Below are 13,831 nucleotides of genomic sequence, written 5' to 3' on the forward strand. Positions count from 1 at the left end.
CTCCAGCCAGATATCCGTCGCGTTTCGCTGTAAGCCACCGGGATGGTAACTGTCAAAGACGCTTCATTGCCGTACCGGCATGGGGCGGTAAAAGCTTCCAAAACGAGCTATCCGTTATTCGCGGCGCTGCCCATCACAAGTTTAGATATCACGCCAAACACAACAGCACCGCCAAAAGCAGAAAAGCCCCGCTGAGGCGAGGCTTTTCCAATCCTATAGCGCTACAGCTCAGTTCAGACGGGTCTTCACTTCGCCGACGGCCTGACCGAAGAGTTCGGACTGAACCTTGCCATCAGCCTGCTTGCCGATAACGGATTCAGCGGCTGCAATGGCGAGATCGACTGCAGCAGAGCGAACAGCCTTCATTGCGTCGGCTTCAGCCTGCTTGATCTTCTGCTCGGACAGCGCCGTGCGGTTGGCGACGAATTCTTCCGTCTTCTTCTTCGCCTCGGCGGTCAGCATTTCAGCTTCGCGCTCGGCAGCTGCAACAATGTGAGCGGCTTCGGCCTCAGCTTCCTTGCGCTTGCGCTGATATTCAGCGAGCAGGTGCTGGGCCTCTTCGCGCAGACGCTTGGCTTCCGCCAACTCGTTGCGGATCTGGTCGGCGCGGTCGTCAAGCGACTTCGCCATCATGCCCGGAACCTTCAGATAGACGACCAGCGCCAGGAAGAGAACGAGGCCAACGAAGGCGAAGAAAGTTGCATCAAAAGCAAATTCCATCGATCAAGCCTCCTTCTTGGCGGCTGCAACGGCAGCGGTGACATCAGACTGGGCAGCGGAGCTGCCGACGAGTTGCTCGACAACCGCTGCTGCGGTTTCCTCGGCGATGGCACCGACATCGGCAAAAGCCTTTGCCTTCACATCGGCGATGCGGGCCTCGGCAGCCTTCAGCTTTTCGGTCAGGCTTGCCTCGACGGCGCGGCGGTCTTCCTCGGCCTTGACCTTGGCGGCATCACGAGCGGCAGTGCCGATCGAATTCGCCTTGGTGCGGGCAGCGGCAAGCTCACCTTCATAGGTTGCGACGGCGGCGTCGGCCTCAGCCTTCAAGCGGCCGGCTTCTTCGACATCCTGCGAGATGCGGTTGTGACGCTGCTCGAGGATGGAGCCGATGCGCGGGGCAATGACCTTTTGCATGAGCAGGTAGAAAATGACAAACGTAATCACCAGCCACAGAAGCTGGGATGCATAGGTCGACGAATCGAAAGGCGGGAAAGGCCCACGCGCGTGCTCGCCTTCGGCGACGCCGGTCTCGGTATGAACCTCGCCGGCAGCCGGAGCGGCATGCGCATCCGTCGCGGTTCCCGCCGGTGCCTCTTCAGCGTAGGCCGGGGTCACAAAGTACATGCTCACCTCCAGGTGTACTGCAAATGCAAAGGATCACGGCTCGCTGTTCGCAGGCCGTGATCCTTCAATCCACCGATATTAGACGGCGAAGAGCAGAAGGAGAGCGACGAGCAGCGAGAAGATGCCCAGAGCTTCCGTAACGGCGAAGCCGAATACCAGACGGCCGAACTGGCTGTCAGCTGCAGACGGATTGCGCAGAGCGCCGGAGAGGTAGCTGCCGAAGATATTGCCGAGGCCGAGAGCCGTACCGGCCATACCAAAGCAAGCCAGGCCTGCACCGATGAACTTTGCTGCTTCCGCTTCCATGTTGAACTCCTTTGAAATGGTTGTTGCGGCGAATGACTGACGCCCTTTGACGTCGATGTCGTTATCCTTAGTGCCCGCCCGGATGGATCGCGTCGTTGAGGTACATGCAAGTCAGCACCGCAAAGACGTAAGCCTGGAGGAAGGCGACGAGGAACTCGAGACCGGTCAGGGCGACGGTCATGATGAGAGGAAGAATGGCTCCGCCGACACCGACAGCACCGAGGGCTCCAAGCGAGGCGACGAAGCCTGCGAACACCTTCAGCGTGATGTGACCAGCGAGCATGTTTGCGAAAAGACGAACCGACAATGAAATCGGACGGGACAGGAAGGAAATGATTTCGATCGCGACGACCAGCGGCAACAGAATGCCTGGCACACCCGAGGGCACGAAGACGTTCAGGAAGTGGAAGCCGTGCTTATAGAAGCCGTAGACGAGAACCGTGCCGATGACGAGGATCGCCAGTGCGAAGGTGACAATGATCTGGCTGGTAATCGTGAAGAAATACGGGAACATGCCGAGCAAGTTTGCCGTCAGCACGAACATGAAGAGCGAGAAGACCAGCGGGAAGAACTTCATTCCCTTGGTGCCCGCCCCTTCCTTGAGCATGCCGGCAATGAACTCGTAGGACATTTCGGCAAGCGACTGCGAACGGCCGGGAACGATGGCGCGGTTCGAAGTCGAGAAATAGAGGAAACCAGCGGCTACGGCAGCCGAAGCAACCATGAAGAGCGATGCATTGGTGAACGAGAAATCAATCCCGCCGATCTCGATCGGCACAATCTTAAAGATCTGGAACTGATGAGTCGGATCGTTTGACACCGGTTGCTCTCTCTCTTTGGCCCGCCCAAGAGGCGGAAATTGCACTGGGCCGGGCGGCCCTATTTATCATTGTTTTGGCGATCCAGGGGTTGGGCAACCTTCCCTGCAGCGCGCAAAACATTCAAAACGCCAGCACAGAATCCAAGAAGCAGAAGAACAATCAACCCCCAAGGCGTCGTGCCAACAAAATGGTCGAAGAGCCAGCCGAGCACAGCACCGACAACGATGGCGGAAATGAATTCGCTCGAGAGCTTCATCGCCTGGGCATAACCTTTACGGCTCTGCTCGGCGCTGGCCTCCCGCGCTTCTTCCTTCCTGTCATCGACACGCTTGGAGGCAAGTTCCGCTTCCAGCTGCCGACGGCGCTGCTCAAGACTTTCTTCGCGGTCATCCGCCATCGTGCTCTCCTCCGCTCCCGTCGCCCGCAATCCCGCTACCCCGGTTTTCCGAACCACGGACGCAAAGGTTAGAGAACCTTCCGGCCCGTTCTGAAGTCGCGCGCAACATAGTTTTAGGGATTAGCATAGTCAAGGCGTAGACAGCTTGTGTCCAGCCATAAAATAACCGCAGAGAATCAAAGATTTAAACGGAATTTTGTCGCCTCGCCGCGTTTTCTCGGAAAGAATCCGTCATCCAACACGGCTAGACGGTTGAAATTCCGCGATCCGCGGCCCTTTCTGGTCAGCTCCAGCCGCCCCCATAGGTGCGGTAGAAGACATGCATGCCGATGCGGCCAACCTTTTCCATGGTCTTTGCCCAGTTCGGACGAACATAGACGGCATGATAATGCGTGGCGGAGCCGACCTGCGGCAGCCAGATCTTGCCGGCGGTCACGGCCATGGCTACATCGCGGGCGACGCGCCAGTGATATTGCGAATTCACGCGGTCCTTGATGTTGTCGCAGGCGAAGGAAAACTGGCAGCGGTTGCGCCAGTCCTCGTTCTGGTAGACGACGCCGCAAATGGTCTTCGGATAGGCGGGGTTGCGGACGCGATTGAGGATGACTTGCGCGACGGCCGCCTGCCCCTTCACGGATTCGCCGCGCGCTTCGAAATAGATGCCTGAAGCCAGGCATTGCTGCTCGCGGGCGGAAAAGACGCTGGAGGGCAGGATGCTGGCAGCCCAGGCATGGTCCCTCGGGCCGATCTGCGGCACGAAACGGCCTTCATCCTTGTCCGTCAGGATCGAATCGAAAGGCGACTGGCGGGAATAATCCGGTGCGGCAGGTGCATAGGCTGTCGCCAGTACGTCCGCCTTGTTGCTGGTCACGAGGCTTGCCAGCATTGCCGGCACAGCAGTGTTCTGCTGTGGCACCGGCTGCGTCTTGTAGAAGGCCGTGGCGATCTCGATCTCCTTGCCCTTGATCGTCGGCTTCACGAAGGCCGACTTATCCTTGAGATCGAAGACCGGGCGGAAGAGAAGCCTGGTGCGGTCAAGGATGGAGCCGGCGGAGAAATCCTTCGGCGGCAGCACCTTTTCGACGGCAACGACGCGGCCCTTCTTGGCATTGCGATTGACACGATCTTCGTCCAGGCTGCCGTCATTACTTTTCCCACCAGAGACGAAGGCAACCTTGCGGCCGTCGGGCAGCACCATGCCTGCACCTGATACGATCGAGCCGGTGGCAGCGGGATCGGCAAAAGCGAGCTCAGCCTGATGGATGGAGCCGGCCGGCGAATTGGTCAGTACCATGCGCCAGCTTTCGCCATCATTGTCGAGGCCGGCGAGCATGGTGGCGAGATCGGCATGAGAGGCGACGCTCGGGAAGATCAGCCATCCGGCCACGCCGAAGATCGCGGGAGAGACCCAATTCTGGGGCAAGAGACGCAGCTTGCTGCGGAAGCGGCCATTTCGACGCAACGCGGACTCCGGGCATGGGACGCAGGAACAGTCCCAAGAAAATCTCGCATTAACCTTGATAGCTGGTTAACGACCTGTCCCGGAATATGCCCATGAGGATTTCTGCATATTCTGATGCGGCGGATATTTTCGAGAGGCGAATCACGCCGCCCGCTCATTCCCGTGCCGGTGGCAAAATTGGGAGAGAGCGAGACGGCGCCCTCCCCTTGCTTCTCGTCAAATGATGACGTGCGAACCCAATTCCACCACGCGGTTGGCCGGCAGGCGGAAGTAGTCGGAGGGATTGGCGGCAGCATTGGCGAGCGCGATGTAGAGGCGGTCCTGCCAGTAGGGCATGCCGGACTTGGCATCGGGCACCAGCTTGCGCCGGCCGAGATAGAAGGACGTCGTCATGATGTCGAACTTGAGGCCGGTCTTGCGCAATGCTGCCAGCGCTTGGGAGACATTCTGCGATTCCATGAAGCCGAAGAGCAGTTCCACGCGCGAGAAACGTTCGGAGATCTGCTCGACCTTGTAGCGCTCCTGCGGCGAGACGCGTGGCTTGTTGACCGTGCGGATCGTCAGAATGACGTTGCGATCATGAAGCACGTGGTTGTGCTTGAGATTGTGCAGCAGGGCCGCGGGTGCGGAATCCGGATCGCTGGTCAGGAAGATCGCGGTACCCGGAACATGGGCCGGCGAATGCTCGCTCTTGCGCTCGATGGAACTTACGAAGGAAGCAAGCGGAATATCCGTATGGCGGGTCTTTTCCGTCAGGATCGCCGTGCCGCGACGCCAGGTCCACATAATGACGGTGAAGGCCGTCGCAATCATGATCGGGATGTAACCGCCGTCATGGATCTTCAGGAGGTTGGCGCCCAAGAAGATCAGTTCGAGCGTGACCAGCGGAAGCAGCGCGATGATGGCAACCGGAAGCGACCAGTTCCAGCGGACGCGGACGAATTCGAAGGCCATGATCGAGGTGACGACCATCGCGCCGGTGACCGAGATGCCGTAGGCGGTCGCCAGCGAATCCGAGGTCTTGAAGCCGAGCACGAGGAAGATGACGCCGAAGAACAGCACCGCATTGACCGAAGGTACAAAGATCTGCCCCGTATTGGTCTCTGAGGTGAAGAGAATTTCCATCCGCGGCAGGAAGCCGAGGTTGATCCCCTGACGTACGAGCGAGAAGGCCCCCGTGATGACGGCCTGGCTGGCGATGATGGTGGCGGCAGTCGCGAGGATGACGACCGGCAGCAGCGCCCACTTCGGGTACATGAGGTAGAAAGGATCGGACATCGTCATCGGATTGCCGAGAACGAGCGCGCCCTGCCCCAGATAGTTCAGCGTCAGCGACGGGAAGACCAGCAGGAACCATGCCCACTGGATCGGGCGACGACCGAAATGACCGAGATCCGCATAGAGCGCTTCGGCACCCGTCACCGTCAAGAAGACGGCACCGAGAACGACGATGCCGTAGAAACCCTCATGCAGCAGGAAGCTGATGGCATAATAGGGGTTGAAGGCGGCGAGGATGCCGTAGTCATCGGAAATATGAGCGATACCGGCGGCGGCCATAACGAGGAACCAAAGCGCCGTGATCGGGCCGAAGAACCGTGCGACCGCCCCCGTGCCATGCGACTGCACGACGAAGAGCAGCGCCAGAATCGCTACCGATATGGGCACTATATATTCCGACAGTTGCGGCGTAACGAGCTTGATACCTTCGACGGCCGACAGAACCGAGAGCGCCGGCGTGATCATAGCGTCGCCAAGGAAGAGTGCCGCGCCCATCAGGCCGAGCAGCATCAAAAGCGCTGTATGGCCATTGGCGGTTTTCATCAGGAGGGCGAGCAGCGACAGCGTGCCGCCTTCGCCATCATTGTCGGCGCGCAGCAGGAAGAGCACGTATTTGATCGTGACGATGATGGTCAGCGCCCAGATCATCAGGGAAATGAGGCTGATGACCTCGAAGCGGGTGAGACCATCATGGGCGACCGGCTTCAGCGCTTCGCGGAAGGCATAAAGCGGGCTCGTGCCGATATCCCCGTAAACGACACCTACGGAGCCTAGCGCAAGATAAAAGAGCTTGCGCGGCGTAAGGTTGCGTTCTTGAGAATGGCTTTCTTCGGACATGAAGCAATTACAGGCTCCTCAGAGCCAGCCTTTCCAGCGGAAAAAGAAGAAGGGAATGACGGCGGAGATCACCATGAGGCCCAGCGAGTAGGGATAACCCGCGGCCAGGTGCAGCTCCGGCATGAACTCGAAATTCATGCCATAGATGGAGGCGACCAGCGTCGGCGGCAAGAACACCACCGAAGCGATCGAGAAAATCTTGATGATGGCGTTCTGCTCGATGTTGATAAGGCCGAGCGAGGCGTCGAGCAGGAAGGTGATGTTGCCGGCGACGAAGGACGCATGTTCCGAAAGGGACTGGATGTCACGCGAAATCGTTCGGCAAAGTTCCTTGGTTTCCTGATCGTTCTGCACGACCGGGATCGTATAGAAGAAGGTGAGAAGGCGCGAAAGCGAACCAAGACTGTCGCGCAGCTTGCTGATCATGCGGTGATGGCCGGCAATGTCCTTCAGCTTCTCTTCCAGATAGTTTGAAGGCTTGCGCACCTTCTTGGCGCGGTCCCCGAAAACATGCACCGACAGGATGTCCAGACGGGACACCGACATTTCCAGAACTTCGGCGGTGCGATCGACGATCGTTTCCAGGAGCTTTGCAAGCAGAGAGGCACCGCTGCGCCACTGTTCCGGTACGCGGTGCAGGGCGGCGATGAAGAGTGCGAAGGACTTCGGATGGGCATAGCGGATGGTCACCAGCTTGTCGCCGGCAAGGATGAAGGCGACATCCGTCAGGGTCGGCGCTTCCGTTTCCGCTTTCCATATCAGCGAAGCAGTCATGTATACGGCGTTATTTTCGACATAAAGGCGGGCTGACGGCTCAATCGCCCTGAGATCGTCGCGGGTCGGTACTTCGATGCCAAGAATCGTTTCGACATGCAGTTCCTCCTCACGAGTCGGCTCGACCATGTCGATCCATACCACATCCGCCGGAAACTCCGGAGGATTGGCAAGATCACGAATCTCGACCGACTTGCAGTTGGAACAGTATGCGGTGATCACAGCCCGCATCTCCGGCGGCACCGGCACTCAGCCGTCACGGTGCTTTTCATTGAAAACCCTTCCATACCCTCGCGAGTGCGGTGACGCCAGGGCACACTCCCCATCGATCGTAACGGAAGCGGATAAAGAAAGTTCATAAAACTCCGGTCATGTCCGGCCTTACCGGCCGGGTTGCTCCACCGCATCGCAGTCACCAATCCTTCGATCGACAAGTCAACTCCGAATATGCAGCGAGGCCGGAACCTCCATCGACAGGCGGCCATCACAGAGCATTTGCAGACGCGCCATCATGACGCCGGCGCGCATATGAAGCAAAGCCGGAAAATAATCAAGACATCTTACGTGAACTGCGCCCTTTCATCTCATTTCCCCCACAATTTGAGGTAAGCGGCGAAGTGATTCGCACTATTCGAAGACGATCGCAGGTGCGGCGCGCTGCGGGTTTTCGCCGACCTGTTCCCAGACCTTGGCAGCGATTGCGCGGTAGATGCCGGCGACAATACCATTTGGATCGGAGGCGACAAGCGGCGTTCCCGCATCCGAAGTCTCGCGGATATTCATGGTCAGCGGCACTTCGCCAAGGAAGGGCACACCGATGCGCTCGGCCTCCCTGCGGGCACCGCCGTGGCCGAAGATGTCATAGCGCGTGCCGGTATCGGGCGCGACGAAATAGCTCATGTTCTCGACAATGCCGAGAACCGGCACTTCGACCTTGCGGAACATGTTGAGGCCCTTGCGGGCATCGATCAGCGCCAGATCCTGCGGTGTGGAGACAATCACGGCGCCGGCGAGCGGCACCTGCTGGGCCATGGTGAGCTGGGCGTCACCAGTGCCGGGCGGCATGTCGACGACGAGAATATCGAGTTCGCCCCAGGCGACCTCGCGCAACATCTGCAGGAGGGCGGACTGGACCATCGGCCCGCGCCAGATCATCGCGGTTTCCTCATCGACGAGGAAGCCCATAGACATGACCTTGAGGCCGTAATTTTCCATGGGATTGATGATGCGACCATCGATCTGGGTTGGACGGCCGGAAATCTTCAGGAGACGCGGCATGGAGGGGCCGTAGATATCGGCATCGAGAATACCAACGCGAAGACCATTCGCCTGCAGGCCGAGCGCCAGATTGACCGCCGTTGTCGACTTGCCGACGCCGCCCTTGCCCGATGCGACAGCGATAATGGCGCCAATGCCGGGAACGCCGATCTTGGCGGTGCGCGGCTGCTGCTGCGGAGCATGGGAGTGGCCGTGATGGCCGTGATCAACCTGTGGGGCGGGACGTGCTGCGGGTGCATTTGCGGCCGCCTTCTTGTCTGCCGTCAGCGCCACGAGCGCACCTTTCACGCCTGGCATTTCCTTGATCACACGCTCGGCAGCGAGCCGCAGCGGCTCCAGTTCCTTGGCGCGTTCGGCCGGCACAGTGATCGAGAAATAGACCTTGCCATCGGAGATGAAGACATCGGAAACCATGCCGAGTTCGACGATGCTGTGCTCCAGATCCGGCCCGCGCACGGTCTTCAGCGTTTCCAGAACCTGTTCCTTGGTGATCTCGGTCATTCAGCCCTCACTGCTTTTCACTTCAGTAAATAGTGGAGGCCAGCAGCTTCGCCAAACAAAATCGGTCGGAAGCACATCTCACATCAAAGGAAAGGCAGCGCGTTCTCTCGCCGTTGCGGCCATCAAGTCCGCTGGGCTCTCGCCCTGATGGCCGCAACGGACTCCCCGAGAACCGGCGCAATTCGGGGCGAAGTAGAGCAACCGGCAAAAAAGGCCAGAAAAAAATTGAAAGAAATCGTCCGGTTTTTGGAACAGGGCAGGAGGCGGTTGCCCAAACGCAACAACCGCCGCCGATATCGGACCGCCGGGAGAAAAGCGGCGGCGACATCAGACGGCGGCGTGTCGGTCGCGCCATTGAGCTGGCGCTGTTTCAAAGTCCCCTCTGGACCTCTGCCGATACGAATGCAGGAAGCGTGCCAACTGCGAAATCCGCGGAAAAAGACCGGTAATCGTCAGTTCTGGCAGCCGATGAAGAAATCGACGCTCAGATGTTGATCAACCTGGTAGCGAATGATGTAATTTTAGGCTGCAATTCTTGCTAAATCGGGGCCCTTACTTGATGAGGCCAATGCGCAGCGCCTTGGCAACGGCCTGGGTACGGTTGACGGTATCCAGCTTCTTCGTTGCGCGGTTCAGATAGTGATTGACCGTGTGTTCAGAGAGATCGAGAATTTCGGCGATCTCGGCACTGGTCTTGCCGGCGGCAGTCCAGTTGAGGCAATCGATCTCGCGGTCCGTCAGCGTATCGGTGATGCGCGTATCGAGATTGCGGATCTCAGCCAGGCGATCGAAGACATGGATCGCGATGTAGCTGAGTTCACGCATCTCTACGGAGGTGAAAGGCTCGCGATCACCGGCGAAGGAGACTGCACCGCGCGCGCCAGATGGTTCATGCGTCGGAAAATAGGCGCCGCGCATCATCTTGAAGCGCTCGAAAAGGGTTGCAACGACACCAGTCTTGCCGTCGTCGCGCACCCAGTTGGCGCGCGACGTATCGTGCAAGAAAGGCAGGGTCGACGTGCGCAGTCGCCGCAGGACAGGGCTGTTCACCATCAGTCCTTCCTGATCGTATATGGACAGCAGTTCAGCGGGCCAACTGGTGATAATCGTATTGGCCTGAAGATCGAAGGAGGTAATCGGCGGCAGGTTCAAAACCATGAATGCCCGGCTTCGATAGACCTCCGTCACCCGCTTCATGAAACGGAAAATGTCGAACTGCGTCTTTAGACCGGCGACCTCCTGGACGTAGGCGTCTTCCACCGAATTTTGCGGTAAGCTTGCCATCAGATTTTTCGCCTTCGAACCGGGCTTTGGGTAAACCGCTGGCAGCCTGTGTGGAAAAACGGTCAGGTACAGGGTGAGTTACACAACGCCCGTCATATCAATAGGATTCAGCCTCGGCGTGCAGCGCGTTTGGCCGGTGAATTGTCGATGATTTTGCGGACGACCCCAGTTGGCGTGATTCGCCGTCAAATCTCAATAACGCACTCATCATAAGCATGCTATGTATACGACGTCCAGCAATGACAATGGTCAAATCGGTTTCAACGCCTCGGCCCGAGGCGGATGCGCATTTCGTCCATGATTTTCCGTGCCGCCGCTTGAACCGGAACGGCCCATCCCTGCAGAAGTTCCATTGACAGCCGATAAGCGGGACCAGTGACGGAGATCCCGCCGATGAAGGAGCGGTCATCCGACCAGATGGGGGCGGCGACACAGCAAATACCTGCCTCGTGCTCCTCGCGATCGAAAGCATGACCGGCAGCGGCGATTTCGCCGATCTCCGCCAACAGGCTTTCAGCATTCATATGCGTCGCCGGGGTGAAGCGGTTGAAATGCAGACCAGGAAGCATTTCATCGATTTTATCCGACGGCAGCACCGAGAGGGCGGCCTTGCCGACACCGGTGCAATAGCAGGGCGAGGCATTGCCAATCTGTGAATACATGCGGACCGGCTGGTGTCCCTCGACCTTGTCGAGATAGATGATGGACGAACCGCGCAGCACGCCGAGATGGACTGTCTCGCCCGTTTGCCGATGAAGGGCGGCGAGATGCGGCGCGGCAATCAGGCGAAATTCGTTGCGCGCCCAGCTTCGCGAGGCAAAGTCGAGCAGCCGGAGGCCCGGCGCATAACGGCCTTCGACGTCAAGTTCGAGGAGCCCTTCCTCGACCAGATGGCTAAGCTGCCGGTGCAGTGTACCACGCGGCTGGTTGGCAAGCGCGAGAATGTCGGTGAAACGCAACGGTGCATCGACATGCGTGACGAGATCGAGCAGCACCATCAGCTTGCCGAGCGTGCCAGTGTCGCGCGACGTACCGATGTTACGCGATGTGTCTTTGTCATTCGCCTGCGCCATGCTGTCGCCGCTGGAACTCATTGCCTTCCTACTCTTGACAGGAAACGCAGCCTAATCGGATAATTCCATATAGTCAAATTAAGTTCCAAATAATGGAACAACAGCATACCGGAGGAGAGACGGTGAGCGCTATGTCCGCACAATTCCCCGAATTCAGAGATTGCACGGTGCTGGTGAGCGGTGGCGGTTCCGGCATCGGCGCTGCCCTTGTCGAGGGTTTCGCGAGGCAGGGTGCTAAGGTTTCCTTTCTCGACATCGCCGAGGCAGAAAGCCGGGAATTGGCGGAACGGCTTTCCCGAGAGACTGCGCATCCTGTCAGCTTCTACCACACGGACCTGCGCGATATCGATGCCATCAGGCGCGCGGTGAACGAGGTTGTCGAAAAGTCCGGGCCGATCCGGGTGCTCGTCAACAATGCCGCGTGGGACGACCGACACGAATTCGACGATGTAACCGAGGACTATTGGGACAATAACCAGGCGGTCAATCTGCGCCATGTCTTCTTCACCTCGCAGGCGGTTGCCCCTTCGATGCGAGCAGCCGGCGGCGGAGCGATCATCAACATGTCGTCGATTGCCTTCAAGCTGAACATGGGCGTCTTTCCCGCCTATGCCGCCGCCAAGGCAGCAATCGTCGGCCTGACGAAGAGCATGGCCGGGAGACTTGGCCCCGAGAATATCCGCGTCAACTGCATTCTGCCCGGCATGGTGGTGACGGAGCGGCAGATGAAACTATGGCTGACGGAGGAAAGCATTGCCCGCTCCGTGCAGGAACAATGCCTGAAGACCCCATTGAAGCCGGACGCGATCGTCGGTCCGGCTCTGTTTCTTGCATCCGACTGTGCGGCCGGCATGACCGCGCAGTCCCTTATCGTCGATGGAGGCGTTCTCTGATGGTAAATCCCGCTTATGTCGCGGTGGACTGGGGCACCAGCAGCTTCCGGCTCTGGCTTATTGATGCCGATGGGGCTGTTCTTGCCGAACGCCGCAGCGGCGAAGGCATGACCACCGCCGCCAAGACCGGTTTTTCTCAGGTTCTTGAAGGGCATCTCGCAGCCGTCGAAGCGCCTGACAACCTGCCGGTCATCGTCTGCGGCATGGCGGGCGCGCGGCAGGGCTGGGTAGAGGCGGGTTATATCGACGTGCCAGCTTCGCTTTCCTCGATTCTATCGGGTGCGGTCTCTGTGCCTGGCGAAAGCCGTGACGTACGCATACTGCCGGGCCTTGCCCAGCGCGATGCGGCGACGCCGGATGTCATGCGCGGCGAGGAAACGCAGCTTCTCGGGGCGCTGGGGCCTGACAGTCAGGGTACACAGGCCGTCTGCATGCCGGGCACGCATTCCAAGTGGGTGCATGTCAAGGAGGGCAAGGTCACCGGCTTTTCCACTTTCATGACCGGAGAGCTCTTCGACACCATCACCAAACATACGATCCTCATGCATGCCGTTGCCGGCGCCGAGGGCCAGCCGGCCGATGCCGCGGCCTTCGAAGCGGCGGTTGCAGCCGCCTTCCAGCGGCCGGCGCTCGCGTCGAACCTGATTTTCACCGCCCGCTCCGGCCAGCTTCTGCACGGTATTTCGGCTGCCGCTGCCCAAGCCAAGCTCTCGGGTACGCTGATCGGCCTCGAAATCGCCGGCGCGCTGCAGGATGCCGGAAAGGATACGGCCATTACGCTCGTCGCCTCCGGGCGCCTGCAGGCGCTCTACGAGCAGGCCTTCCGCACGCTCTCCCTTTCCTTCACCGCCATCGACGCCGATGCCGCCGTTCGCGGCGGGCTTTCGGCCGCTGCCCAAGCCATCTGGCCGAACTGAGCCATCTGGCCGAATTGAGAAAGATCCCTCCCCATGAACCGTATCCCCTTCCCCGACATGAAGCGTCCGCTGATTGCCATTCTACGTGGCATCAAGCCGGAGGAAACCGAAGCCGTGGTCGGCGCGCTGATCGAAAACGGCCTGACGGCGATTGAGATCCCGCTGAATTCGCCGGAGCCCTTCAAGTCCATCGAGATCGCCGCCAAGATGGCGCCGGCAGATGTGCTGATAGGCGCCGGCACCGTGCTGACCACCGGAGCCGTCGACAGCCTGCATGCGGCCGGCGGCAAGCTGCTGGTGACACCGAATGTCGAGCCCGACGTCATCATCCGCGCCCGCGACTATGGCATGGTAACTATGCCCGGCGTCTTCACGCCCACGGAAGCGTTGCAGGCAGCGCGCGCGGGTGCGACCGGCCTCAAGTTCTTCCCCGCCAGCGTTCTGGGGCCGTCAGGCATCACCGCAATCCGCGCCATCCTGCCGCCGGAACTGGTCATTGCGGCGGTCGGTGGTGTGTCGGACAAGAACTTCTCCGATTACACCAAGGCCGGCATTTTCGCCTTCGGTCTCGGGACCAGCATTTACAAGCCTGGAATGACCGAGGCAGAGGTTGCCGAGCGCGCCAAGGCAACCATCTTAGCCTATGACGCAGCCATAGGAGCATAG

At 59.4% G+C, this 13,831-nt stretch carries 14 protein-coding genes; 3 read left to right on the forward strand and 11 right to left on the reverse strand.

All coding sequences use genetic code 11. From position 1 onward, the window contains the following. Nucleotides 1–228: 228 nt before the first annotated feature. The 11 genes from H4W29_RS05340 to H4W29_RS05390 form a co-directional block, all read right to left on the reverse strand. Nucleotides 229–720, reverse strand: a complete 492-nt coding sequence (locus H4W29_RS05340) for a F0F1 ATP synthase subunit B (protein ID WP_184395271.1) — start codon at nucleotides 718–720, stop codon at nucleotides 229–231. A 3-nt stretch (nucleotides 721–723) separates the two neighbouring features. Beyond that, complete coding sequence (locus tag H4W29_RS05345; protein WP_192728002.1) at nucleotides 724–1,344, reverse strand: F0F1 ATP synthase subunit B; 621 nt, start codon at nucleotides 1,342–1,344, stop codon at nucleotides 724–726. A 78-nt stretch (nucleotides 1,345–1,422) separates the two neighbouring features. Beyond that, nucleotides 1,423–1,650 (reverse strand): F0F1 ATP synthase subunit C, encoded by a 228-nt coding sequence (locus tag H4W29_RS05350; protein WP_003588243.1) that lies wholly within the window; start codon nucleotides 1,648–1,650, stop codon nucleotides 1,423–1,425. 67 nt (nucleotides 1,651–1,717) lie between these two features. Further along, nucleotides 1,718–2,470: a F0F1 ATP synthase subunit A gene (locus tag H4W29_RS05355; RefSeq protein ID WP_192728003.1), complete on the reverse strand. Its 753-nt coding sequence runs from the start codon at nucleotides 2,468–2,470 to the stop codon at nucleotides 1,718–1,720. 59 nt (nucleotides 2,471–2,529) lie between these two features. Continuing rightward, the gene (locus H4W29_RS05360; protein WP_192728004.1) at nucleotides 2,530–2,868 is read right to left on the reverse strand and encodes an AtpZ/AtpI family protein; all 339 of its coding nucleotides are present in this window, start codon (nucleotides 2,866–2,868) and stop codon (nucleotides 2,530–2,532) included. Nucleotides 2,869–3,151: 283 nt separating this feature from the next. Next, complete coding sequence (locus tag H4W29_RS05365) at nucleotides 3,152–4,330, reverse strand: cell wall hydrolase (RefSeq protein ID WP_192728005.1); 1,179 nt, start codon at nucleotides 4,328–4,330, stop codon at nucleotides 3,152–3,154. A gap of 216 nt (nucleotides 4,331–4,546) precedes the next feature. Then, nucleotides 4,547–6,445 (reverse strand): potassium transporter Kup, encoded by a 1,899-nt coding sequence (locus H4W29_RS05370; protein ID WP_192728006.1) that lies wholly within the window; start codon nucleotides 6,443–6,445, stop codon nucleotides 4,547–4,549. A gap of 18 nt (nucleotides 6,446–6,463) precedes the next feature. Further along, nucleotides 6,464–7,441 carry a magnesium transporter CorA family protein gene (locus tag H4W29_RS05375; protein ID WP_192728007.1) on the reverse strand — a complete coding sequence of 326 codons (978 nt, stop codon included), beginning with the start codon at nucleotides 7,439–7,441 and terminating at the stop codon, nucleotides 6,464–6,466. Between the two features lie 405 nt (nucleotides 7,442–7,846). Continuing rightward, nucleotides 7,847–8,998, reverse strand: coding sequence for an Mrp/NBP35 family ATP-binding protein (locus H4W29_RS05380; RefSeq protein WP_192728008.1), 1,152 nt, complete (start codon nucleotides 8,996–8,998; stop codon nucleotides 7,847–7,849). 552 nt (nucleotides 8,999–9,550) lie between these two features. Then, the gene (locus H4W29_RS05385; protein WP_192728009.1) at nucleotides 9,551–10,282 is read right to left on the reverse strand and encodes a LuxR family transcriptional regulator; all 732 of its coding nucleotides are present in this window, start codon (nucleotides 10,280–10,282) and stop codon (nucleotides 9,551–9,553) included. A gap of 260 nt (nucleotides 10,283–10,542) precedes the next feature. Continuing rightward, the gene (locus H4W29_RS05390) at nucleotides 10,543–11,355 is read right to left on the reverse strand and encodes an IclR family transcriptional regulator (RefSeq protein WP_192730676.1); all 813 of its coding nucleotides are present in this window, start codon (nucleotides 11,353–11,355) and stop codon (nucleotides 10,543–10,545) included. 131 nt (nucleotides 11,356–11,486) lie between these two features. Between H4W29_RS05390 and H4W29_RS05395 the strand changes: the two genes are divergently transcribed. The 3 genes from H4W29_RS05395 to H4W29_RS05405 are packed head-to-tail and all read left to right on the forward strand — an operon-like array spanning nucleotide 11,487 to nucleotide 13,831. Continuing rightward, complete coding sequence (locus H4W29_RS05395) at nucleotides 11,487–12,248, forward strand: SDR family NAD(P)-dependent oxidoreductase (RefSeq protein WP_192730677.1); 762 nt, start codon at nucleotides 11,487–11,489, stop codon at nucleotides 12,246–12,248. Then, a complete protein-coding gene (locus H4W29_RS05400) occupies nucleotides 12,248–13,165 on the forward strand; it encodes a 2-dehydro-3-deoxygalactonokinase (RefSeq protein ID WP_192728010.1) in 918 nt (305 codons plus the stop codon). Before H4W29_RS05395 ends, H4W29_RS05400 begins: the two co-directional genes overlap by 1 nt. 33 nt (nucleotides 13,166–13,198) lie before the next feature. Next, complete coding sequence (locus H4W29_RS05405) at nucleotides 13,199–13,831, forward strand: 2-dehydro-3-deoxy-6-phosphogalactonate aldolase (protein ID WP_192728011.1); 633 nt, start codon at nucleotides 13,199–13,201, stop codon at nucleotides 13,829–13,831.

The sequence above is a fragment of the Rhizobium viscosum genome (genome assembly GCF_014873945.1).
In the GTDB taxonomy this organism is placed as follows: Bacteria; Pseudomonadota; Alphaproteobacteria; order Rhizobiales; family Rhizobiaceae; genus Rhizobium; species Rhizobium viscosum.

Coding starts and splice junctions, on each gene's coding strand:
- H4W29_RS05360 (WP_192728004.1), bottom strand. CDS start 2,868: ATGGCGGATGACCGCGAAGAAAGTCTTGAGCAGCGCCGTCGGCAGCTG.
- H4W29_RS05380 (WP_192728008.1), bottom strand. CDS start 8,998: ATGACCGAGATCACCAAGGAACAGGTTCTGGAAACGCTGAAGACCGTG.
- H4W29_RS05350 (WP_003588243.1), bottom strand. CDS start 1,650: ATGGAAGCGGAAGCAGCAAAGTTCATCGGTGCAGGCCTGGCTTGCTTT.
- H4W29_RS05395 (WP_192730677.1), top strand. CDS start 11,487: ATGTCCGCACAATTCCCCGAATTCAGAGATTGCACGGTGCTGGTGAGC.
- H4W29_RS05345 (WP_192728002.1), bottom strand. CDS start 1,344: ATGTACTTTGTGACCCCGGCCTACGCTGAAGAGGCACCGGCGGGAACC.
- H4W29_RS05400 (WP_192728010.1), top strand. CDS start 12,248: ATGGTAAATCCCGCTTATGTCGCGGTGGACTGGGGCACCAGCAGCTTC.
- H4W29_RS05405 (WP_192728011.1), top strand. CDS start 13,199: ATGAACCGTATCCCCTTCCCCGACATGAAGCGTCCGCTGATTGCCATT.
- H4W29_RS05390 (WP_192730676.1), bottom strand. CDS start 11,355: ATGGCGCAGGCGAATGACAAAGACACATCGCGTAACATCGGTACGTCG.
- H4W29_RS05385 (WP_192728009.1), bottom strand. CDS start 10,282: ATGGCAAGCTTACCGCAAAATTCGGTGGAAGACGCCTACGTCCAGGAG.
- H4W29_RS05370 (WP_192728006.1), bottom strand. CDS start 6,445: ATGTCCGAAGAAAGCCATTCTCAAGAACGCAACCTTACGCCGCGCAAG.
- H4W29_RS05340 (WP_184395271.1), bottom strand. CDS start 720: ATGGAATTTGCTTTTGATGCAACTTTCTTCGCCTTCGTTGGCCTCGTT.